The sequence below is a fragment of the Roseateles noduli genome, from assembly GCF_050626985.1.
Lineage (GTDB): Bacteria > Pseudomonadota > Gammaproteobacteria > Burkholderiales > Burkholderiaceae_C > Roseateles > Roseateles noduli_A.
The window spans coordinates 1728515-1751243 of record NZ_CP192463.1; the positions used below are offsets into that span (position 1 = coordinate 1728515).

Sequence of the window (22729 nt, forward strand, 5' to 3'; positions counted from 1 at the left end):
TCCGATGCTCAGTTCGCGCCCGCGGCGGCGCTGGCCGAGGCGGTCTTGACGGTGGGCGCGGTGGGAGCGGTCGCGGTCCTGACCTCGACCGGCTCACCGGGGCGCGCCTTCTGCTGGCCTTCGACGACCAGCCGGTCGCCGGCCTTCAGGCCGCTGCCGACCAGCCACTGGTCGCCGATGGCCCGTTCCGTCGTCAGCGCGCGCTGCGCGAGCCGGCCGTTGCCGTCCACGACGAAGGCGACCGGCTTGCCGGTGCTGTCGCGGCTGACGGCCGGCTGCGGCACCAGCACGGCCTGGTCGATCACGCCTTCCTCGATCACTGCCTTGGCGTACATGCCGGGCAGCAGGTCGCCGCGCGGGTTCGGGAACGACGCGCGCAGCGTCACGGCGGCGGTGTTCGGGTCCACCGTCACCTCGGAGAACTGCAGCGTGCCGGCCTGCGGATAGACGCTGCCGTCCTCGAGCACCAGGCGCACGGCGGCCGTGCCGCTCTTGAGGCGGCCGTTCTCGAGCGAGCGCTTGAGCGCCAGCAGCGCGCCGCTGGACTGGGTGACGTCGACGTAGATCGGGTCGAGCTGCTGCACCGTGGCCATCGCGGCGGCCTGGTTGGCGGTGACCAGCGCGCCCGGCGTCACCGTGGAGCGGCCGATGCGGCCGCCGATCGGCGCGGTGATGCGGGTGTAGGCCAGGTTGATGCGCTGCGTCTGCAGCGCTGCGCGGGCCGCGCCGACGTCGGCCTGCGCCTGCAGCAGGCTGGCTTCGGCGTCGTCGGCGTCCTGCTGGCTGACGGCCTTGATCGCGGACAGCTCCTTGTAGCGGCCGGCCTTCAGCCGCGCCGACACGAGCGTGGCTTCCGCCTTGTCCAGCGTGGCCTGCGCGTTGTCGACGCTGGCGCGGTAGGTCGCCGGGTCGATCTGGTAGAGCAGCTCGCCGGCCTTGACCTCGCCGCCTTCCTTGAAGCGGCGCTCCTGCACCAGGCCGCCGACCTGCGGCCGCACCTCGGCGACGAGCGCCGCCGTGACGCGGCCGGGCAGCTCGGTCGTCAGCGCCAGGCGCTGCGTCGTCACGGTCGTGACGCTGACCTGCGGGGGCCCGCCCGCGCCCATGGCGGGCCGGCCGGGAGGCTCGCCGCAGGCGGTGAGGGCCAGCGCCGCGGCGGCGGCCAGCAGCGCCGTGGGCAGGAAGGGATCAGGGCGGATGCGCATGACGGGACTCCAGGTCGAGCAAGGGCGGTGTTCTTGAAAATGTACCGAACGGTTCGGTATTGACGGGCGGATTATTGGTTTGACAGTTCATGGGTGTCAAGGAAAAATAGACCGCTTGGTACGGTTAAGGAGTTGTCGTGAAAGTGCGCACAGAAGCCCGCCGCGAGGCGATCCTGGAGACGGCCTCGCAGGTGTTCCTGGAGTTCGGGTACGAGCGCGCCTCGATGGCGGAGATCGTCAAGCGCATCGGCGGATCGAAGTCGACGATCTACGGCTACTTCGCGTCGAAGGAGGAGCTGTTCCTCGCCGTGACCGCGGCGACGGGCGACCGGCACATGGCCGCGGCGCTGGCCGAGATCGCCGAGTACCGCGGCGGGGATCTCGAGGCGACGCTGCTGCGGTTCGCGGAGAAGCTGGTGGGCTTCCTGACCAGCGACGAGTCGGTGGCGGCGCACCGCATGGTGCTGGGCGCGGCGGGACACTCCGACATCGGCCGGCTGTTCTACGAGGCCGGCCCGAAGCGCGGCCTGGCGGTGGTGACGGACATGTTCCGGCAGGCGGTGGCGCTCGGCGAACTGCGCCGCGAGGATCCGGCGATCCTGGCCCAGCAGTTCGGCGGGCTGGTCAACGCGGAGCAGTATCACCGCTGGTTTCACCGCGATCTGCCGCCGCTGAGTCGGGCGCAGATCAAGCGTTCCGCCCAACGCGCGGTGGACGCGTTTCTCCGGGCCTACGCCACGGACGTGCTGCTGGCCGGCAGGCCAGAACGCTGATGCCGGCAGGCCGGAACGCTGATGTCTGCCGGCACGTCGAAGCGCTGACCTCTGGCCGGCGGGCCGGAGCGCCAACCGCTCCGGCGGCTGAAACGCCAAGCCGGACGGCGCGCCGGCGATTGACTACGGAGTCGCGCCGAAGCGATGCAAGGTCCGGCTCCGGTAGACCTCGCCCGGCCGCAGGACCGTCGACGGCCACTCCGCGCTGACCGCGCGGTTGGGCGAATCGGGGGCGTGCTGGGTTTCGAGGCAGAGCCCGTCTCCCTGCCGGATGAACTCCCCGCCGCTGCCGAGCAGACTGCCGTCGAGGAAGTTGCCCGAATAGAACTGCACGCCGGGCTCGGTCGTCAGGACTTCCATCCAACGCCCCGACACCGGATCGCGCAGTCGCGCCGCCAGATGAGCCTGGCCGTCGGCACGGCTGTCGGCACTGGCGTCGACAGGAGCGTCGACAAGGCCGTCGACAGGGCCGTCGACAGGGCCATCGAGTACCCAGTGGTGGTCGTAGCCCTTCCCGTGGCGCAACTGCGGATGCCCCTGACGCAGGCGCGACGCGATGGTCTGCGATTCCCGGAAGTCGAAGGGCGTGCCGGCCACCGGCGCGATCGACGTCGGAATCGACGCGGCGTCGATCTCGCAATAGCGGCTGCCGGCGATCTGCAGCTCGTGCTCGAGCGCCGACCCATGGCCCGCGAGGTTGAAGTAGTCGTGGTGTGTCAGGTTCACCACCGTCGGCCGGTCGGTCGTCGCCTCGTACTCGACTTGCCAGCCCATGTCCTCGACCAGCCGGTACCGCACCACCGCACGCAGCCGTCCCGGAAAGCCTTGATCGCCGTCCGGGCTGTCCAGCTCGAAACGCAGGCAGTCGTCGCTCTCCGCCTCCGCGCGCCACAACTGCAGCCCGAAGCCGCGCGGCCCGCCGTGCAGGCAATTGGCGCCGTCGTTGGCCGGCAGCGCATGCCGTTCGCCATCGATCCTGAAGGCCGCATTCGCGATCCGGTTGCCATAGCGGCCCACGATCACGCCGAAATGCGGATTGCGCAGCACGTAGTCCTCGAGCGTCGGCAGCCCCAGCACGACGTTGGCGAGTTGACCGCGGGCATCGGGGACCTCCAGCCGTGTGACGATCCCGCCATAGGTGATCGCCGACAGCCGCAGTCCGCGGCCGTTGTCCATCGTGTACTCGTGAACCGGGCGCCCGTCGGGCAGGTGACCGTAGACCTTGCGTTGCATCGCTGTCATGGCGTGCGGAACCGGTAGGGCGCGCGGCCGCGATGGCCGTGCGCATCGAGCTCGAAGACCGCGCCGGCCAGCGGCTCATGCTCGCAGTCTTTGCGCGCGGTGGTGACGAACAGCCGGTCCAGCGCCGGACCGCCGAAGACCGGGCAGGTCGGCTGCGACGCGGGCAAGGCCAGCCGCAGCGTCTCGCGCCCTTGCGCATCGCAGCGGACCACGACGCCGTCGCCCCAGGCGGCGGACCACAGCCCGCCGTCCGAATCGACCGCCGCGCCGTCCGGTTCGCCGCCGTCCATCGGCCACTGCGCGAAGACGCGCCGCTCGCCCAGCCGGCCGTCGGCGTGATAGGGCAGGGCCCAGATCGTGCGCGTCGGCGAGTCGGTGTAGTACAGCGTGCCGCCGTCCGGGCTGAAGCTCAGCGAGTTGCCGACGATCCCCGGCGGCAACGGCAGCCGCTCGACCTTCAGCCCCCGCCCGATGCCGACGCCGGCCGTCTCCGCGCGGTAATACCCGCCGACCGCGGCGCCGTGCGGATTGAACATGCCGAACACGAAGCGCCCCTGCGGATCGCAGCGGCCGTCGTTGATGCGGGTGCGCGGCTCGTCCGCCTCGACCGGCGTGAGCGGGCCGATCTCGCCGGTGGCGAGGTCGAACAGCGCCACGCCGGACGCCAGCCCGAGCAGCAGCCGGCCCGGGGCCTCGCACAGCGCGAAGCTGCCCAGCGCCTCCGGCATCGACCACTGCGTGACGTCGCCCGTCGGCGACGCGCTCGCCTGCCAGCGCGACAGGCGGTGACTGTCGATGTCGGTCCAGTACAGCGCCTGCTCGCGGTCGCACCAGAGCGCGCATTCGCCGAGCCGGTCCCGGCAGTCGACGTGGACCTTGGCGGTGGACGTCACGGTCGCGGTCGCGGTCGTGGTCGTGGACGCCAACGACGCCGGCGCGCTCACGCCCAGCCTCCGTCGACGATGTAGTCCTGCGCGCTGCACATCGCGCTGTCGTCCGCCGCGAGGAACAGCGCCATCGCCGCGACGTGGTCCGGCATCAGCGGCTGCTTCAGGCACTGGTTGGCGTCGATCTCCTGCTTCGTCTCGTCATTGACCCACAGCTTGAGCTGCTTCTCGGTCATCACCCAGCCCGGCACCAGCGTGTTGACGCGGATGTTGAAGGGCCCCAGGTCGCGCGCCAGCGAGCGGGTCAGCCCCTGCACCCCGGCCTTGGAGGTCGTGTACGCCGCCATGCCGCCCTGCATGAGCATCCAGCTGAACGAGCCGAAATTGATGATCGATCCACCGCCCAGTGCCTTCATGTCCGGCGCCACCGCCTGCGCGGCGAAGAACTGGTGCCGGATGTTGACGGCGATCGCCTGGTCCCAGAACTCCGGCGTGACGTCCTCCAGCGCATGGCGCTTGTCGTTGGCGGCGTTGTTCAGCAGCGCCTTGAACGGACCGCCGAGCTGCTCCCGCAGCGTCGCGATCGCGGCGCGCAGTTGCGCGATGTCGGTCAGGTCGGCGGCGACGAAGGCGCTGCCCGGCAGCTTTGCCGCCAGCGCCCGGCCGGCGTCCGCCGCGATGTCGATGAAGCCCACCCGCGCGCCCTGCGCGGCGAAGCGCTCCACCAGCGTCGCGCCGATGCCGGTCGCCCCGCCGGTGATGAGCACGCGCTGGTCGCGCAGGCTGGGATAGATGGCGCTGGTCATGTCGTCTCCGTGGATGCGGGCGCGAGTGTCGCGCCTCTTCGTGTCGGTGCCGCCGGTCGTCCGTCCTGGTCTCCCGGCGGCAAGGGAGTCAATTCTATAAGTCTGACTATTTGCCAAGTCAATCTCGGGACGGTGCGGGTTTGCACGAATATGACTCCAAATAAAGTAATACTTTAATTCGATCCACAAGAAACACGAAGCCTCCTGGAGACAACATGAGCCTGAGCTTTCCCCGACCTTACAAGGGCGTGTTCCCGGTCGTGCCCACGACGTTCAACGAGCAGGGCGGCCTCGACCTGGAGAGCCAGAAGCGTTGCGTCGACTTCATGATCGACGCCGGCTCGACGGGGCTGTGCATCCTGGCCAATTTCTCGGAACAGTTCGTGCTGGGCGACGACGAGCGCGCGGTGCTGGCGCGGACCATCCTCGAGCATGTGGCCGGCCGCGTGCCGGTCATCGTCACGACCACGCACTACAGCACCCAGATCTGCGCCGAGCGCAGCCGGATGGCGCAGGAGATGGGCGCGGCGATGGTGATGGTGATGCCGCCGTACCACGGCGCGACGCTGCGCGTGGGCGAGGCCGGCATCCACGAGTTCTACGCGCGCCTCTCCGATGCGATCGACATCCCGGTGATGATCCAGGACGCGCCGATGTCGGGCACGCCGCTGCCCGCGCCCTTCCTGGCGAGGATGGCCCGGGAGATCGAGCAGGTCCGCTACTTCAAGATCGAGACCGCCGGCGCCGCCAGCAAGCTGCGCGAACTGATCGCGCTGGGCGGCGACACGATCGAAGGCCCGTGGGACGGCGAGGAAGCCATCACGCTGCTGGCCGACCTGGACGCCGGAGCGACCGGCGCGATGACGGGTGGCGCCTTCCCCGACGGCATCCGCCGCATCGTCGATGCCTACGCCGCGGGCGATCGCGAGACCGCCGTGGCCGAATACGGCCGCTGGCTGCCGCTGATCAACTACGAGAACCGCCAGGGCGGCATCCTGACCGCGAAGGCGATGATGAAGGAGGGCGGCGTGATCGCCTGCGACCTGCCGCGTCATCCGTTCCCGACGATGAACCCGCATGTCCGCGCCGGTCTGCTGGACGCGGCCCGGCGCCTCGATCCGCTGGTGCTGCGCTGGGCGCGCTGAGTCCGTTCCGCAGTCCCACCCCGAGTCCGCTCCCGAGTCGGCTCCGACTCCAACCCCCGAGGCCCGTCATGAGCCAGATCCCCCAATTCCAGAACTACATCGGCGGCGAATGGGTCGCCGGTGTCGACCAGCGTCCCAACATCAACCCGTCCGACACCGGTGACGTGATCGGCCTGTACGCGCAAGCCGATGCGGCGCAGACCGAGGCGGCGATCGCCGCCGCGCAGGCGGCGTTCCCCGCCTGGGCGTCCACCACGCCGCAGCAGCGCTTCGATGTGCTGGACGCGGTCGGCAACGAACTGCTCGCCCGGCGCGACGAGATCGGCCGCCTGCTGTCCCGCGAGGAAGGCAAGACCCTGGCCGAGGGCCTGGGCGAGACGCATCGCGCCGCGATGATCTTCAAGTTCTTCGCCGCCGAGGCGCTGCGCTGCGGCGGCGAGACGCTGCCGTCGGTGCGACCCGGCGTGTCGGTGGACGTGCTCCGCCAGCCGGTCGGCGTCGTGGGCCTGATCGCGCCGTGGAATTTCCCGATCGCGATTCCCGCCTGGAAGATCGCGCCCGCGCTGGCCTACGGCAACACGGTCGTCTTCAAGCCGGCCGAGCTGGTCCCGGGCTGCGCCTGGACCCTCGCCGAGATCCTGTCGCGCACCGCGCTGCCCCGGGGCGCCTTCAACCTGGTGATGGGCGCGGGCTCGCAGGTCGGGCAGACGCTGGTCGATTCGCCCCGCGTCAGGGCGCTGAGCTTCACCGGCTCGGTCGCCACCGGCCGCCGCCTCATCGCCGCCTGCGCCGCGCGCCAGGCCAAGGTGCAGGCCGAGATGGGCGGCAAGAACCCGCTGATCGTGCTCGACGACGCGGAGCTCGACGTGGCCGTCAACGCGGCCGTGCAGAGCGCCTTCTTCTCGACCGGTCAGCGCTGCACCGCGTCGAGCCGCCTCATCGTCACCGACGGCATCCACGACCGTTTCGTCGAGGCCGTCGTGGCGAAGATGAAGACGCTCAAGGTCGACCATGCGCTGAAGGCCGGCACCGACATCGGACCGGTCGTCGACCAGCGCCAGCTCGACCAGAACCTGCGCTACGTCGCCATCGCGAAGCAGGAAGGCGGCACGCTCGCCTTCGGCGGCGAGGTCGTCGAGCGCGAGACCCCCGGCTTCTATCAGGTGCCCGCGCTGATCACCGGCACGACGAACGCCATGACGATCAACCGAGAGGAGGTGTTCGGCCCGGTCGCCAACGTGGTCCGCGCGCGCGACTACGACGAGGCGCTGGCGCTGGCCAACGACACCGAGTTCGGCCTGTCCGCCGGCCTCTGCACCCGCTCGCTGAAACACGCGGCCCACTTCAAGCTGCATGCGCAGGCCGGGATGGTGATGGTCAACCTGCCCACGGCGGGCGTCGACTACCACGTGCCCTTCGGCGGCACGAAGGGATCGAGCTACGGCCCGCGCGAGCAGGGCAGCCATGCCCGCGAGTTCTACACGACGGTCAAGACCGCCTACACCTTCCCCGGCTGATGGCGCCGAGCTCGCGATGACGCCGATCCCGCATCGCCTCGCGCGCCTGGCCCTGTCGGCCGGCGCGGCCTGGCTCGTCGCCCTGGCGGCGGCGTGTTCGAACGCCGTGCCGCCCGGCCCGTCCCCGGCGGACGCCGCGGCGGCGATGGAAGATCCCGCGGGCGCGCACGATCCGACGCTGATCGAGCGCGACGGTGTCTTCCACGTCTTCGCGACGGGCCAGGGCATCCAGCACCTGCGCTCCGAGGATGGCCGCCGCTGGCGACGCCTCGCGCCAGTGCTGACGCAAGCCCCGGCCTGGTGGGCCGAGGCGGTGCCCGCGCATCGCGGACTGGACGTCTGGGCGCCCAAGGTCTTCGCGTTGAAGGGGCGGTACTGGCTGCTGTACTCGATCTCGACCTTCGGCAGGAACCGCTCGGCGATCGGGCTGACGAGCAGCGCGTCGCTCGACGGGCCGTGGCGCGACGACGGCCTCGTCGTCGCGAGCGTCGAGCGCGACGACTTCAACGCGATCGATCCCGATCTGTTCATCGATGTCGCGGACGCCGGCGGCGACGGTCGGCTGTGGCTCAGCTACGGCTCGTTCTGGGGCGGGATCCGTGTCGTCGAGTTCGATCCCGCGACGATGCGCCCGACCGGACCGACGCGCTTCATCGCCCGCGGTCCCGTCAAGGCCGGCGCCGGCGCCGGAGGGCCGATCGAGGCGCCGACCCTCGTGCGGCACGGCGACTGGGTCTACCTGTTCGTCTCGCACGACTTCTGCTGCCGCGGCCTGGCCAGCACGTACAACATCCGCGTCGGCCGGGCGCGATCGGCGCAAGGGCCGTTCCTGGACCGCGATGGGCGCGACCTGATGGTCGGCGGCGGCACGCCGGTGGAGCAGGGCGCGGGCCGCTGGATCGGGCCCGGGCACCAGGACGTGGTCGGCCGCTGGATCGTCCGGCACGCCTATGACGCGGAGGACGGCGGCAAGCCCAAGTTGCGGTTCGGCGAACTCCGCTGGACCGAGGACGGCTGGCCGGGCCTGTAGACCCGCGCCGCCACCGCCGCCGGAGAAGATCCGAGAAGATCCCCGGCGAACCCAGAAGCATCAGGAGACATTCCCTTGGCAGCTCTCACGCTGGAGCAGATCGGCAAGCGCTATGGCGCGGTGCAGGTCATCCCCGACCTGTCGCTCGACGTGGCGCCGGGCGAGTTCATCGTTTTCCTCGGCCCGTCCGGTTGCGGCAAGACCAGCCTGCTGCGCATGATCGCCGGGCTGGAGGAGGTCACCGCCGGCCGCATCCGGATCGGCGGCCAGGACGTCACCCACGCCGCGCCGGGTCAGCGCCGGCTGGCGATGGTGTTCCAACACTACGCGCTGTATCCGCACATGACGGTGCGCGAGAACCTGGCCTTCGGCCTGCGCAACATCCGGCTGCCCGAGGACGAGATCGGCCGGCGCATCCAGGAGGCGGCGCGGATGCTGGAGCTCGACACGCTGCTGGCGCGCAAGCCGGGCCAGCTGTCCGGCGGCCAGCGGCAGCGCGTCGCGATCGGCCGCGCGGTCGTCAAGGAACCGGCGATCTTCCTCTTCGACGAACCGCTGTCCAACCTCGATGCCGCGCTGCGCGGACGCACGCGGCTGGAGCTGGCGCAACTGCACCGCCGGCTGGGCGCGACGATGATCTTCGTCACGCACGACCAGATCGAGGCGATGACGCTGGCCACGCGCATCGTGGTCATGAACGCCGGACGCATCGAGCAGGTCGCGTCGCCGTCGGAGTTGTACCGTCGCCCGGCGACGCGTTTCGTCGCCGGCTTCATCGGCACGCCGGGCATGAACTTCGTGCCGGTGCGCCGCCTGGCCGATCGGCAGGGCCGGGCCGTCGTCGAACTGCCCGGCGGTCACGAGGTCGTGACGCAGGTCGCCGACGCCGTGCCCGGCAGCGAGCTGACGCTGGGCGTGCGGCCGGAGCACCTGGTCACCGCGGCGCGCGGCCCGCTGGCGGCGCAGGTGGAGATGGTCGAGTTCCTCGGCGAGCGCACGCTGGCGCACGTGCGGCTGGTCGACGGCTCGCGGGCGATCGCGACCGTGGCGACCGTCGCGGGCGTGTCGCCCGCCGTGGGCGAGTCCGTCCAGCTGTCGCTGGCGATGGAGGAGGCCCATCTCTTCGACGCACAGGGCCGCGCCCACCATGCGACGCCCCGCGCGGAAGCGTCCGCGCCACAGGGAACCCCGGCATGAGCACCGCGTCCCCGTCCGTCGGATGGCGCGCGTCGCGTCCGGCGCATGCGCTGTTCGTGCTGCCCTTCGTCGCGGTCTACGTGCTGCTGCTCCTCTGGCCGCTGGCCAAGGGCTGGTTCATCAGCTTCCACGACCATGACCTGCTGTCCAACGACAGCTTCTTCATCGGCTGGCAGAACTACCGCGAGCTGATCGAGGACGACGTCTTCCACCAGGTCGTCTGGAACACGATCCGCTTCGTGCTGATCAGCGTGCCGGTCTTCGTCGTCCTGTCGCTGATGCTGGCGCTGGCCCTGAACCGGCCGGGCCGGCTGGCGGCCTTCCTGCGCGCGGTGTTCTTCTGCGCGAGCGTGTTCTCGGTGACGCTGATCACGCTGGTGTGGCAGCTCGCGCTGATGCCGGAGCGCGGCCTCGTCGCGCAGGGCAGCGCCGCGATCGGCCTGCCGTCCCTGCCGTGGCTGACCAGCGAGGCGCTCGCGCTGCCGACGCTGGCGCTGGTGACCGTGTGGTGGATCGTCGGCCTGCCGATGATGCTGTTCCTGTCGGCGCTGCAGCAGATCCCGTCGGACGTCTACGAGGCGGCCGCGCTGGACAACGCCGGCCGCTGGCGCACGCTGACGCACGTGACCCTGCCGGCGCTGCGGCGCACCGTGGCCCTGGTCGCGGTGATCGAGGTGATCCGCCAGTTCCAGGTCTTCCCGCAGATCATGCTGATGACCAACGGCGGCCCCAACAACACGACGCGGCCGATCGTGCAGTTCATCTACGAGCAGGCCTTCATGCAGCTCTCGCTGGGCTATGCGACGGCGGCGTCCCAGGTGCTGCTGGGGGTCATGCTGGTGGGAGTCTCCGTGCAGATGTGGCTGGAACGGCGCGACGCCGTGCAGGGAGGCGGCCGATGACCCCGATGCTGCGCAAGGGCTGGTTCGACCGCGCGGTCATGGCCGCCCTGGTCCTGCTGGCCGCGTTGTGGATGCTGCCGCTGTTGTGGGTGCTGGCCTTGTCGTTCAAGCCCAACGAGCTGCTGATGGTCCGCACCGACGTCTTCCTGGCGCCGCCGTACACGCTCGCCAACTACGCGGACATCCTGCAGACCTCGCAGGTGTTCCGCTGGCTCGGCAACAGCGCGCTGGTGGCCGCGCTGCAGACGCTGGGCGTGCTGGTGCTGTCGTCGCTGGCGGGCTACGGCTTCGCGCGCTGCGAGTTCCCGGGCCGCCGCGCGCTGTTCGCGCTGGTCCTGTTCGGCCTGGCCGTGCCGTCGCAGAGCGTCTTCATACCGCTGCACCGGCTGTTCTCCGACTGGGGCCTGCAGAACAGCATCGCCGGGCTCGCGCTGCCGGGCCTGGCGGCCCCGTTCGGGGTGTTCCTGATGACGCAGTACTTCAAGGCCGTGCCGATCGACCTGGAGGAGGCCGCGCTGCTCGACAACGCCTCGCGCTTCAAGACCTTCCTGCGCGTCGTGCTGCCGCTGACGCTGCCGGCGCAGGCGACGCTGGGCATCTTCACCTTCCTGGCCTGCTGGAACGACTACCTCTGGCCGCTGGTCATCGCGACCCAGCCCGAGATGTACACGCTGACGCGCGGGCTGGCGTCGACGCAGACCAACTTCGCGCAGTCCGAGGGACTGGGCTTCCTGATGGCGCAGGCGGTCTTCGCCGGCGCGCCGGTGCTCATGATCTATCTCTTCTTCCAGAAGCATCTGGTCACCGCCGTGGCCGGCACGGGGCGCTCGTGATGAACAAGTCCCTGCTCATCGGGCTCAAGGTGCTCAAGGCGCTCACGGCGCTCGCGACCTGCGCGACGCTGCTCGCCGCATGCGGCAAGCACGACGCCGAGGCCCCCGTCCCGCCCAGGACCGAGATCACCTTGATGCGCTTCTTCGGCAGCTGCGACGCGAAGTTCGGCGCGGTCAAGGAAACGAGCCAGGGTGTCGGCGAATGCGGGATCGTCACCGCGCTGATCAACGAATTCAACGCGACCAACACCGATGGCATCCGGGTGAAGACGCAGGTGGCGGAATGGGCGCCGTACTACGACCAGTTGACGGCCCGCCTGGTCGCCAAGGACATCCCGACGGTGGCGGTGATGCACGAATCGGCGCTGGGCGACTACGTGCGCCGGCGGCTGGTCGAGCCCCTGGACGCCGAGTTGCCCGGGCTGGGCATCGACGTGAACGACTTCACCGATCACGCCCGCCGCGGCGTGACGCTGAACGGCCAGATCTACGCGCTGCCGTTCGACACCTGGGCCTGGCTGTGGCACGTCAACACGACGCTGATGGGCCAGGCGGGATTGATGGGCGCGGACGGCAGACCCCGGTTGCCGCATTCCCCGGACGAGCTGCTGGCGATGGCCCGGCAATTCAAGCAGCGGACCGGCAAGCCGTTCTTCGCCTGGGCGATCGTGAAGGAGACGGCGGCGACCAACCGTACCTTCCAGACGCTGATCGCGCAGCAGGACACGCGGCTCTTCAGCGACGACGGCCGCCGCATCGACATGCATCAGCCGCAGGTCGTCAATGCGCTGACGCTGATGCAGCGGCTGTACGCCGAGGGCCACGTGAAGCCCGATCTCGACTACGGCGCGGCCAACCAGGCCTTCCTGAACGGCGAGGCGGGCGTGGTGGTGGTCGGCACCTGGACGATCGACCAGTTCCTGCGCGAGGCGAAGCGCCCCGGATCGGCGCTGCGGGGCGGCTACACGGTCGTGCCGTTCCCGCAGCTGTACCAGCGGCCGGCGGTCTTCGCCGACGGGCACAGCTGGGCGCTGCTCAAGGGCGGCGCCGCGACGCCGGAACAGCACGCGGCCGCGTTGAAGCTGCTGCGCTTCATCTGGACGCACAGCGCCGAGTGGGCGCGCACGGGGCATCTGCCGGTGCGGCGTTCGGTTGCGCAGAGCGAGGCCTTCCGCGCCTTGCCCTTCCGCGAGAACCTCACCGAGATCACGCGCACCGGCGCCGCGATGCCCGGCAACGTGCCCACGCAGCGCGCGATCGAGCTGCTGATCGGCGAGGACGTCAGCAACCTGCTGATCTCCGGCAAGCCGGTCGCCGAGGTGCAGGCCGACGTCGAGAAGCAGGTGAACAAGGCGCTGAAGAAGGTGAGGCGCTGAGATGAAGCGCCGAGATGAGTCGCCAGATGAGTCGCCCGCCGGTGTCCCGGAACGTGATCGTCCTTCCTCCCTCCTGACCGCGCCGCGCGCGCCGATGCCATGTCGCTGAACTGGTCCAACCCGCTCATTCCCCAACGCGCCGATCCGCACCTGTCGCTGCACGACGGCCGCTACTGGTTCACCGCGTCGGTGCCCGGCTTCGATGCGATCGAGCTGCGCGGCGCCGCGCGCATCGGCGACCTCCCGCACGCCGAACCGAAGATCGTCTGGACGCGCCATGCGCACGGCCCGGCGAGCTGGCACATCTGGGCGCCGGAGCTGCATCGCGTCGACGGCCGCTGGCTGATCTACTTCGCCGGCGGCGAGCGCGACGACATCTGGAAGATCCGCATGCATGTGCTGGAGAACCTCCACGACGATCCGACGCGCGGCGAATGGGTCGAACGGGGACAGATCCGCACGCCGCTGGACGATTTCGCGCTCGATGCGACCACCTTCCGCCACGCCGGCGAGCAGTACCTGTGCTGGGCCGAGGCGGACACGGCCCGGGACGGCAAGACCAACCTCTACCTGGCGACGCTGGCGGATGCCTGGACGCTGAAGAGCGCGCCGACTCGGATCAGCGAGCCGCTGCTGCCCTGGGAGCGCATCGGCTTCTCGGTCAACGAGGGACCGGCGGTGCTGCAGCGGCATGGCCGCGTGCTCATCACCTACTCCGCGGCCGCGACCGACGCGAACTACTGCATGGGTCTGCTGTGGGCCGATGCAGTGGCGGACCTGCTGGATCCTTCGGTCTGGCACAAGTCGCCGACGCCGGTCTTCGCCAGCGCCAACGGGCAGTACGGACCGGGGCACAACAGTTTCACCACGACCCCCGACGGGCAGACGGACCTGCTCGTCTATCACGCCCGCAACTACCGCGACATCGTCGGCGATCCCCTGCACGATCCCAATCGGCACGCGCGCGTGCAGCCCTTCCGCTGGCGCGCGGACGGCCTGCCGGACTTCGATCAGCCGCTGCCGGACGGACCGGTACCGTGGGAGAACGCATGAGGACCCGGCTGCCCGCGAGGGGGGGATTTGTCGCAAGTTCCGGGCTCGACCGCCCGTGATAGCCTGCCGCCCGATATGAAGACCCGCGCCGACCATTCGACCTACAGCCCCCGCGCCCGCCGCGCCGAGGGCAAGAGCCAGCACGGTCGCATCGTCAGCGAGCTCGGGCTGGCCATCGTCTCGGGCGGACTCCAGCCCGGCGACCGGCTGCCCGGCGAGCAGCAACTGCTCGACCGCTACGAGATCAGCCGTCCCGTGCTGCGCGAGGCGGTGCGCGTGCTGGTGGCCAAGGGATTGGTCGTCTCGCGCCAGCGCGCCGGCGCGATCGTGCGGCCGCGCAACGAGTGGCACCTGCTCGATCCGGACGTCCTGTACTGGCTGATCCAGTCCAAGCCCCAGCAGGAGTTCCTGAACACCCTCATGGAGGTGAGGCGCGTCTTCGAGCCGGCGGCCGCCGCGCTGGCCGCCAAGGCCGCGACCTCCGACCAGCTGCACCGCATCGAGGAGGCGTTCGACGGCATGGCCGCGGCGACCGACACCGAGCAGCTGCTCGAGCCCGACCTGGCCTTCCACCGCCACATCGCCGAGGCCACCAACAACGACCTGATGGCCTACATCGGCAACATGCTGTCGCTCGCGCTGCGGGAGTCGATCCTGCTGAGCAGCCAGCTGCCCAACACGCACGCCTTGTCGCTGCCCCGCCACGAGGCGATCCTGACGGCGATCCGCAACCGCGACCCGCTGGGCGCGCGACAGGCGACGCTGGTCCAGTTGCAGGAGACCGGCGACGACCTGAGCAACGTGCTGTCCGCCAAGGGCATCGTGGATCTCGCCTGAGCGAACCTGGACCCGATGGACGACGCCCCCAATCCCAACTGGTTCCTGCGCGCGCGGCTGAAGACGCGGCAGCTGCTGCTGCTCATCGCGCTGGACGAGCACCGCAACATCCACCGCGCCTCCGAGGCGCTGTGCATGACCCAGCCCGCGGCGTCCAAGCAGCTCAAGGACCTGGAGGACATGCTCGAGGTCCGGCTCTTCGAACGCCTGCCCCGCGGCATGGAGCCCACGCTGTTCGGCGAGACCATGATCCGTCATGCCCGCATGGCGCTGACCAGCCTGGCGGCCGCGCACGAAGACATCGTCGCGCTGAAGAAAGGCCTGACCGGCCAGGTCGAGGTCGGCGTCATCATGACGCCGGGCATGTCGCTGCTGCCGCGCGCGATCGCGCGCGTGAAGGCCAGCGCGCCGCTGCTGCGCATCGGCGTGCAGCTGGAGACGAGCAAGGTGCTGCTCGATCAGCTGCAGCGCGGCACGCTGGACTTCATGATCGGGCGCATCCTGGAGGAAGACAGCGGCCCCGGCCTGCAGTACGAGGAACTCAGCGGCGAGCCCGCCTGCGCGGTGGCGCGCCTGGGACACCCGCTGCTGAGCCGCGACGACCTGACCCTGTCGGACCTCGCGACGCAGGCGTGGATCCTGCCGCCGCCGGGCAGCGTGCTGCGCCACCGCTGGGAGCAGATGTTCCGTCGCGCGGCCATCGATCCGCCGGCCAACGCCGTCGACACGACGGCGCTGCTGGTGATCACCGCGCTGCTGCAGCAGACGGACTCGCTGCACGTGATGCCGGCCGAGGTCGCGCGCTACTACGCGTCCCTGGGGGCGCTGGCGATCCTGCCGATCGAGCTGCCGTGCAGCATGGACCCGTTCGGCATCATCACCCGCGAGGGGCACCTGCTGTCGCCGGGCGCGCGGGCGCTGCTGCGGGAGGTGCAGGGCGTGGCGAAGGAGCTCTACGGCCTCTGATCAGCGCCAAGGCAATGCGTGATGCCGGCGGCACCTCGTCAGGGGCGGCGCCAGATGGCGAGCCCTATCGGCCTCGACTCCGCCCAGGTGTTGCGGTTCAAACGTGAAACCGCCCCTCATTCGGCAGCCATGGGACTTTGGCCGACTGGATCCGGCGGCGCCAAGCATGTTCCAGGGTCAAGGCCGGCATCTCGAGCGCAGGAGGCAAACAACTCCCACGCAGCCGTTGTCATGACGACAAGCCTGTGGCTATTGCGCTGAGCCTCGGATTCCGGAGCGCCCGGAACCAGAAGTTCGCTACAGGATTCGGCCCGTGGTCCCTCGATCGCGTAATCAGAAAATGCGGCGGCTTCCGTCATCTGCCACCCCCTGTCGCCAAACGCTGTCGGGTCGAACAGGATGGCGAAGAGATTGTTGCGCAGTCCACCGTCCCTCACGTTTCTCGGCGCGATGGTCCCACCGCCGCTCAGGACTCCGGCAAGCAACTCAGCCAAGAAACCTAGCGCATATCCTTTATGACCACCAAACGGCAGAAGCGCGCCTGGCGGGTCCGCGAACAAGGCCGATGCATCCCGCGTCGGTGCCCCCCTGCCATCGATCAGCAAGCCTGGCGGCACCGGCTCATCGTTGGCCGCCATCAGGCGGACCTTGTTCGCCGCGATGCCGCTGGTCGCGTAATCAAGCAGGAATGGCGAGCGCCCGTCGGCGATGGGTGCGGCAAAACAGATGGGATTGGTACTGAGCCTGGCATCGGCCCCGCCGTATGGCGCAACCGTGGGCGGGCGGCCCACGATGTTGACGAAGGAAAGATAGATCAGTCCCGCCTTGGCTGCCATCTCCCCGTAGTGGCCGGCGCGTCCGAGGTGATAGCTGTCCCGCAATGTCAAGAAGCACGAGCCCGCTCTTGATGCCTTCTCGATCGCGGCCTTCACTGCGACCTTCGCAGCATGCTGTCCATATCCCCGGTGGCCCTCGAAGGCCAACAGCATCTGGTCTTCATGGATCCGGGTCGGGGAGGCCGCAGGGCTCAGCGTGCCGGCCTCGATGGCCTTGATGTAGCTCGGCAGGATGGACAGGCCATGACTGGCATGTCCAGATCGCTCCGCAAGGATCAGATGTTCAGCGACGTCCGCAGCGATTGCCTCCGTGGCACCCCGCATCGCGAGGATCTCCTTCGCGAGTGATTCGCTGGCGTGAACAAGGATTCGAGTCATCGATCAGCTCCCGAGGGTCATGTAGCCCATCCACCGCCAGTAGGTCAGTCCGAACAAGGCCAGCAGAGAGAGCGCCGCCACGGTGATGGCCAAGCCCGTCCTGATGAAATCTCGTGCCTCGAAGGTCTCCGTGCCATACGCAAATATGTTCTGAGGCGCGTTGACCGGGAGAATGAATCCAAAGCTGATCACGAACTGCAGCAGCATCGTCATGCCGATGACATTCATGCCGGGGGTCTGTATCGCGAGCAGTACGCTGAGGATGATCGGAATCATCGTCGACGCCAGAGCCGTAGCACTCGCGAAACCCAGATGGATGACGATCAGGAAAAGCGACATCAACATCAAGATGACGAACGGTGTCGCGGCCTGCAGCCCAAGGCCCTGCACGATCAGATCGGCCAGCCATCCTGCTGCCTCCGTACGCAGCAAGGCCGTCCCGACACTGATGCCGACGGCGAACAGGACGACCGTGCCCCAAGGGAAACCACGTTGCGACTCCTTCCAAGTCATGACACCGAGCGGCGGCATCATCATCAGAGCGATCGCGGCAATCGTGGTCGACGCAGTGTCGATCTCGTGAAGCACCTTCTCGGTGGACCAGAGACCAACCAGGGTCAACACGATCGCCAGGAGCTTCCATTCCTTGACGGTCATCGGTCCGATGCTGTCGAGCTGCGCACGGATTGTCGCGCGCCCGCCGACGATCTCCTGAAGCTCCGGCTTCATCATGCGGGTCATGATGAAGTACACCGCGATGCTCAAAAGAGCTGAAAACGGCGCACCGGCGATGAACCACTCCGTCCAGGTGATCGTCGTCTGGAATTGCCTTTCAATGAAGCCAACGGCGACCATGTTCTGCGCCGCCGCGGTCTTGATGCCAACATTCCATACGCTGGCCGTCTGCGCCGCCGTCATGACGAGCAGTCCTGCGAAGCGACTTCTCTTGTCGACTTTGAACGCAAGGATGAACCCGGTCATGATCGGCACGAGGCACGCCACGCGTGCTGTGGTGCTTGGAACGATGAACGACAGCAGGAATCCCACGACCATTGCGCCGATCACCACGTGGTTGGTCTTGGCATCTACCTTGGACAGCACGATCAGTGCGATGCGCCGATCCAGGCCTGTCACGGTCATGGCCGCGGCGATGAAACAGGCTGCTGCCACCAGGGCCACTGCGCCATTGGAGAACCCGGACAGGGCCAACGCGAGCGAGGCGCCTGTTCCCATCGCCGCGGCGGCCGGTCTGGTGACATCCGGTGCCAGAGAAAGGAGGAGAACCATCAACGCGCCGATCACGACAGCGCTCACCGCGTAGTCCAGGGCCTCCGTCATCCACACAAGGACCGCGAAAGCCAGGATCGCCAACATGATCTGGCCTGCCATTGGCAGACCAGCCGGCGCGGGCATCAACAGCACTGCCGCCAATGCAAGCGGTGCGACAACCAGTCCAAGCGGCTTGATCGCCCGCTTGAACCAAGGTGGCGGGGGCGCGCCAGCGTCGGAAGCCGTTGGAAGTGAATTGACCAGGGTCGACATAGGTGTTGACCGTAGGCGCAGGCGCCCTGGCGGTCTGTGCGATAGCCAACGCGAAGGGGCTTGTTTCTTCAACGTTGCGGGCGTGACTGCCGCGCACGATCACGACGCGATGCGCGGACGCAGTCCCATCAGCGGTCTGACCAGTCGTTGCTCGCCAGGGGCGCGGAGCGGCGTCGCCAAACACGCGTCAGCCACTTTCTGCCCTCGCTCAACCACAGGACACTGCTGGCCATGGCCACGCAGACCATCCACTGCTCCATCGACAAGGGGACCGTGCCGAAAGCCTTGTTCAGGAACGGGAGGTGCACCACGGCGACCTGCATCAGCGCCGACACGCCGATCGCGGCCCACAGCCAGCGATTGGCGAAGAGCTGCTGAAACGCGCTGGCGGTGTCTGATCGGGCAACGAGGGACACGAACAGACTCGCGAATACCAGGACGGAGAAGCCGGCGGTCCGGGCCGTCGCGAGATCGTGCGGCCCATCGATCAAGCCACCCGGCAGATGGAGATCGATGGTGAGGAGGGTGGCGGCCGCGACCACCAGCCCGACCCCAGCCATGTCCACCCACATGCGCCGGTCAATCAGCCGATCGTCGGATCGGCGTGGCTTTCTGGCCATCATGTCGCCCACCGGGGGATCCACGCCAAGCGCAAGCGCGGGCCCCGAGTCGGTGACGAGGTTGATCCAGAGGAGTTGGGCGGCCAGGATCGGCAGCGTGACGGCACCTCCGTCGGCTTTCAGACCGAGAACGCCTGCGCCCACCACGCCCAGGAACACCGTCAGTACTTCGCCCAGATTGGAGGACAGCAGGAAGCGCAGGAACTTGCGGATATTGTCGAAAACGTTCCGCCCCTCGTTCACCGCCTTGACGATCGTCGCGAAATTGTCGTCGGCCAGGATCATGTCGGCCGCCTCCTTGGTGACCTCGGTTCCCGTGATGCCCATGGCGATGCCGATGTCAGCCGCCTTCAACGCCGGCGCGTCGTTGACACCATCTCCGGTCATGGCGACGACTTCGCCGTCCGCCTGGAGCGCCGCCACGATTCGCAGTTTGTGCGCCGGCGCCACGCGGGCGAAGACCGAGGTCCGTCGCACCGCGGCGGCAAAACGGAGTTCGTCCATGGCCTCGATCTCGGCGCCTGTCAGCACGGTGGCTTGCTGATCCACGATACCCAGGTCCGCGGCGATGCGCGCCGCCGTGCGAGGGTGGTCGCCGGTGATCATGATCACCCGTATGCCGGCGCGTTTTGCTTCGCCGATGGCCTTCGCCGCCTCCAGGCGCGGCGGATCGATCATGCCGACGATCCCGACGAAGATCAGATCATGCTCAAGCCCTTCACCGGCCTGGTGACGCTCGGCCGCGGTGAGCGGTCGGTAGGCCACGGCCAAGGTGCGCAAGGCCGCGTCGGCCAGCGCATCGACCTGCACCAGCAGACCCTTGCGCATGGCCGCATCAAGTTCGACGATGGCCGGCCCTCGCCGGGCCAAGCCGCAGCGTTCAAGCAGGACGCCAGGCGCGCCCTTGGTGATCAGCACGATGGCATCGTCGTGCTCATGGTCGACCTCCAGCGTGGACATCAACTTGCGCTGCGAGGTGAAAGGAACTTCACCAACACGGTCGAACCGTCGCTGGCGACGTGCGGTGACGCCCAGTTTGCGCTCCGCCACGAGGAACGCCGCCTCGGTGGGATCCCCCTGAATGTCCCATCCGCCGTCCCCGTTCTGGACCAAGGTGGCGTCGCCAGCCAGGCTCCCGCCGCTCAGCGTCAGGATCTGCTCTTCACGCCAGTCGGCCTCAGCGACGGGGGAGCCCTCGAACGCCACGCTGCCGCCGGGTCCGTAGCCCACCCCTGTGATGCGCGTGTGCCCCGACATCGTGACGACGCGCTCGATGGTCATTTCGGCGCGCGTCAATGTCCCCGTCTTGTCGGACGCGATCACCGACGCGGCCCCGAGCGTCTCGACCGACGCCAGCGTCTTGACGATGGCGCGCTGCTTGACCATGCGCTGCACGCCGAGGGCGAGCACGAGCGACAGGATCGCCGGCAGACTTTCCGGCACGGCGGCGACAGCCAGTGACACCCCGAGCAGGAGCACGGGAACAACGTCGCCGGTGCTCCGAATGTCGGACAGCGCCAGAATGGTGGTGACGACGACGGCGGCGATCCCGAGGACTGCGAGACCCAGCATGCGGCCCACCTGCGCGACCTCGCGCTGGAGCGGAGTCGGTTTGGACGCCGTCGCGTCGAGCAGGTGGGCAATCCGACCCAGCTCGGTCGACATGCCTGTTGCGGTGACGATGGCCCTGCCGGTGCCTTGCACGACGGCAGTTCCCTTGTAGACCATGTTGATCCTGTCCCCAAGCGATGCACGGTCCGGCAGGGTCGCGATGTCCTTGAGGACGGCCTCGCTTTCGCCAGTCAGCGAGGCTTCCTGGATGCGAAGCGACATGGACCTGAACAGCCGGGCGTCGGCACCTACGGCGTCGCCTTCGGAGAGCAGCAGCACGTCCCCGCAGACGAGCGCCGCACTGGGTACACGGGTTGCCTGGCCGCCCCGGAGCACGCTGGAAGTCGCTGCCGTCAGCCTGGAGAGGGCAGCGACCGCGTTCTTGGCCTTCGCCTCTTGCGCGTAGCCCAGGGTGCCGTTCAGCAGAACCACCACGGCGACGACGATGGCATCGGTCGGCCAGCCGGATCGACCTTCGATCACCCAGGCGATGAGGGCAATGACGATGGCAACCAGGAGCAGGTAAACCAGAGGTTCCTGGAACTGTGCGAGTGCGCGCCGCCAGCTCGGCACAGGCGTGGCCGCCCGAAGCTCGTTGGTGCCGTCGACTTGAAGTCGACGTAATGCCTCGACAGCGGTCAGACCTGTGTGGCGATCGACTTCGAGTTCAGCGGCAATGGAGGCGACGTCCTCCGTGGAGCGCTCTGCGGCAGCCTCGGCGTTCATCGCAGCGCGCCGACACGGGCGGTCGAAAATCGCGGTGTTGCGACAGCAGGTTGGCAGGAGGGCACGTGCGTGAGCTTCTTGAGTTCGACCGATCCAAGCTTTGCACCATGCGCCAAAGCAGCGGTGAGGTCGGTGCGACATCGCACACTGCATGGATCGACTGCTCGGCCTTCATGCCCAGGCCCTGCATCGCAACCGGGATCACCCCGACAAGGACGGAGCGGCGCCGGGCCGGGACGGGCCCTCGCAACCGGGCGACGGGTTTGGTGCAGGCCCGGCGTCGGTCTGCGGCACGAAGCGGATCGTGCCGTCGGGCGCGTAGTGCAGCTCCTCGATCGCGACCGAACGGCGGAACTCCCCGCCGCCGGGCAGCTTGGCGTTGTGGTACGCGATGTAGCTCCTGCCGTTGAAGTCGAAGATCGCCTGATGGATGGTCGGCGTTTTCTCGTTCCTGGCCATGATCACGCCGCGCGGCGTCCACGGACCGGTCGGGCCGGGTCCCGTGATGTAGGCCGTCTCCTCGGGGAAGTGCTGCGAGTAGGACAGGTAGTAGGTCGCGCCGTGCTTGTGCAGGTAGGGCGCCTCGGTGAAGTCCTTGACCGGCACGGCCGTGATCGGCCCCGCGAGCGCCGTCATCGACGGCTTCAGCAGCGCGTACTTGAGCACGGTGTTGCCGAAGTAGAGGTAGGCCTGGCCGTCGTCGTCGACGAAGACCGCGGGGTCGATGTCGTCCCAGGCGATGTCGGTCTGCCGGGTCATGTCGTTGGTGATCAGCGCCGAGCCGCGCGCATCCTTGAACGGACCGGTCGGGCTGTCGGCGCTCGCGACGCCGACCGCGAAGCCGGGAATCGTCGCGTGCTCGACCGTCGTGTAGAAGAAGTAGGTCGCCTTGCCGTCGACGACGCGCCTGGCGATGTCCGACGCCCAGGCCCGGCCCTTGGCCCAGCGGAAGTCCACGGCCTTCATCACCGCGCCGTGGTCGGTCCACGTCGCCAGATCGCAGCTCGAGTAGACGCGCCATTCGTTCATGACGAAGTCCTTGCCGTCCGGCGCGGCCTCGTCGTGGCCGACGTAGAGATAGACGCGGCCGTTGTCCACCAGCACGGCGGGGTCGGCCGTGTAGAGCCGCGGGAAGAGCGGGTTGGCGGCCTGCGCCGGGACGGCCAGCGCGAGCACGGCCGCCGCCATGGCAGCGAGGGTGGCGCGCAGGGATCGGATCTGGAAGCGGAGCATGGGCGCGTGGGCAG

The 22729-nt window shown here is 68.7% G+C and carries 19 protein-coding genes; 11 read left to right on the top strand and 8 right to left on the bottom strand.

Annotated elements, in window-relative coordinates:
- Positions 1 to 8: 8 nt before the first annotated feature.
- On the bottom strand, positions 9 to 1205 hold the full coding sequence (locus ACQ4L4_RS07565) for an efflux RND transporter periplasmic adaptor subunit (protein ID WP_431103621.1): 1197 nt from the start codon (positions 1203 to 1205) through the stop codon (positions 9 to 11).
- Between the two features lie 137 nt (positions 1206 to 1342).
- Here ACQ4L4_RS07565 and ACQ4L4_RS07570 point away from each other — a divergent pair, with 137 nt between their 5' ends.
- Complete coding sequence (locus tag ACQ4L4_RS07570) at positions 1343 to 1978, top strand: TetR/AcrR family transcriptional regulator C-terminal domain-containing protein (protein WP_431103622.1); 636 nt, start codon at positions 1343 to 1345, stop codon at positions 1976 to 1978.
- 123 nt (positions 1979 to 2101) lie between these two features.
- Here the strand turns inward: ACQ4L4_RS07570 and ACQ4L4_RS07575 are convergent, their stop codons facing one another.
- Genes ACQ4L4_RS07575 through ACQ4L4_RS07585 form a run of 3 tightly spaced genes read right to left on the bottom strand, consistent with a single transcriptional unit; the run spans position 2102 to position 4913 of the window.
- Positions 2102 to 3220, bottom strand: coding sequence for an aldose epimerase family protein (locus ACQ4L4_RS07575; RefSeq protein ID WP_431103623.1), 1119 nt, complete (start codon positions 3218 to 3220; stop codon positions 2102 to 2104).
- Positions 3217 to 4164, bottom strand: a complete 948-nt coding sequence (locus tag ACQ4L4_RS07580) for an SMP-30/gluconolactonase/LRE family protein (RefSeq protein ID WP_431103624.1) — start codon at positions 4162 to 4164, stop codon at positions 3217 to 3219. The genes ACQ4L4_RS07575 and ACQ4L4_RS07580 overlap by 4 nt, the downstream gene beginning before the upstream one ends.
- Positions 4161 to 4913: an SDR family NAD(P)-dependent oxidoreductase gene (locus tag ACQ4L4_RS07585; protein WP_431103625.1), complete on the bottom strand. Its 753-nt coding sequence runs from the start codon at positions 4911 to 4913 to the stop codon at positions 4161 to 4163. Before ACQ4L4_RS07585 ends, ACQ4L4_RS07580 begins: the two co-directional genes overlap by 4 nt.
- Positions 4914 to 5128: 215 nt before the next feature.
- On the opposite strand from ACQ4L4_RS07585, the gene ACQ4L4_RS07590 reads away from it, so the two are divergent.
- The 10 genes from ACQ4L4_RS07590 (at position 5129) to ACQ4L4_RS07635 (ending at position 15769) form a co-directional block, all read left to right on the top strand.
- Positions 5129 to 6058 (top strand): dihydrodipicolinate synthase family protein, encoded by a 930-nt coding sequence (locus tag ACQ4L4_RS07590; RefSeq protein WP_431103626.1) that lies wholly within the window; start codon positions 5129 to 5131, stop codon positions 6056 to 6058.
- Positions 6059 to 6126: 68 nt separating this feature from the next.
- Complete coding sequence (locus ACQ4L4_RS07595; RefSeq protein WP_431103627.1) at positions 6127 to 7575, top strand: aldehyde dehydrogenase family protein; 1449 nt, start codon at positions 6127 to 6129, stop codon at positions 7573 to 7575.
- A 16-nt stretch (positions 7576 to 7591) separates the two neighbouring features.
- A complete protein-coding gene (locus ACQ4L4_RS07600; RefSeq protein WP_431103628.1) occupies positions 7592 to 8605 on the top strand; it encodes an arabinan endo-1,5-alpha-L-arabinosidase in 1014 nt (337 codons plus the stop codon).
- Positions 8606 to 8680: 75 nt separating this feature from the next.
- Positions 8681 to 9802, top strand: a complete 1122-nt coding sequence (locus ACQ4L4_RS07605; RefSeq protein ID WP_431103629.1) for an ABC transporter ATP-binding protein — start codon at positions 8681 to 8683, stop codon at positions 9800 to 9802.
- Complete coding sequence (locus tag ACQ4L4_RS07610) at positions 9799 to 10704, top strand: carbohydrate ABC transporter permease (RefSeq protein ID WP_431103630.1); 906 nt, start codon at positions 9799 to 9801, stop codon at positions 10702 to 10704. The genes ACQ4L4_RS07605 and ACQ4L4_RS07610 overlap by 4 nt, the downstream gene beginning before the upstream one ends.
- Positions 10701 to 11537: a carbohydrate ABC transporter permease gene (locus tag ACQ4L4_RS07615; RefSeq protein ID WP_377155035.1), complete on the top strand. Its 837-nt coding sequence runs from the start codon at positions 10701 to 10703 to the stop codon at positions 11535 to 11537. Before ACQ4L4_RS07610 ends, ACQ4L4_RS07615 begins: the two co-directional genes overlap by 4 nt.
- Complete coding sequence (locus ACQ4L4_RS07620) at positions 11537 to 12913, top strand: extracellular solute-binding protein (protein WP_431103631.1); 1377 nt, start codon at positions 11537 to 11539, stop codon at positions 12911 to 12913. The genes ACQ4L4_RS07615 and ACQ4L4_RS07620 overlap by 1 nt, the downstream gene beginning before the upstream one ends.
- A 99-nt stretch (positions 12914 to 13012) precedes the next feature.
- Positions 13013 to 13966: a glycoside hydrolase family 43 protein gene (locus tag ACQ4L4_RS07625; protein WP_431103632.1), complete on the top strand. Its 954-nt coding sequence runs from the start codon at positions 13013 to 13015 to the stop codon at positions 13964 to 13966.
- 75 nt (positions 13967 to 14041) lie between these two features.
- Positions 14042 to 14803 (top strand): FadR/GntR family transcriptional regulator, encoded by a 762-nt coding sequence (locus ACQ4L4_RS07630; protein WP_431103633.1) that lies wholly within the window; start codon positions 14042 to 14044, stop codon positions 14801 to 14803.
- 15 nt (positions 14804 to 14818) lie between these two features.
- The gene (locus ACQ4L4_RS07635) at positions 14819 to 15769 is read left to right on the top strand and encodes a LysR family transcriptional regulator (protein ID WP_431103635.1); all 951 of its coding nucleotides are present in this window, start codon (positions 14819 to 14821) and stop codon (positions 15767 to 15769) included.
- A gap of 116 nt (positions 15770 to 15885) precedes the next feature.
- Here ACQ4L4_RS07635 and ACQ4L4_RS07640 read toward each other — a convergent pair whose 3' ends face one another.
- The 4 genes from ACQ4L4_RS07640 to ACQ4L4_RS07655 all read right to left on the bottom strand — a co-directional run bounded on the left by ACQ4L4_RS07640 (position 15886) and on the right by ACQ4L4_RS07655 (position 22715).
- Positions 15886 to 16983, bottom strand: coding sequence for an Ldh family oxidoreductase (locus ACQ4L4_RS07640; protein ID WP_431103636.1), 1098 nt, complete (start codon positions 16981 to 16983; stop codon positions 15886 to 15888).
- Positions 16984 to 16986: 3 nt separating this feature from the next.
- Complete coding sequence (locus ACQ4L4_RS07645) at positions 16987 to 18525, bottom strand: DASS family sodium-coupled anion symporter (protein ID WP_431103637.1); 1539 nt, start codon at positions 18523 to 18525, stop codon at positions 16987 to 16989.
- 128 nt (positions 18526 to 18653) lie between these two features.
- Positions 18654 to 21482, bottom strand: a complete 2829-nt coding sequence (locus tag ACQ4L4_RS07650) for a cation-translocating P-type ATPase (protein ID WP_431103639.1) — start codon at positions 21480 to 21482, stop codon at positions 18654 to 18656.
- 201 nt (positions 21483 to 21683) lie between these two features.
- Positions 21684 to 22715, bottom strand: a complete 1032-nt coding sequence (locus tag ACQ4L4_RS07655) for a glycoside hydrolase family 43 protein (RefSeq protein WP_431103640.1) — start codon at positions 22713 to 22715, stop codon at positions 21684 to 21686.
- Positions 22716 to 22729: the final 14 nt, after the last annotated feature.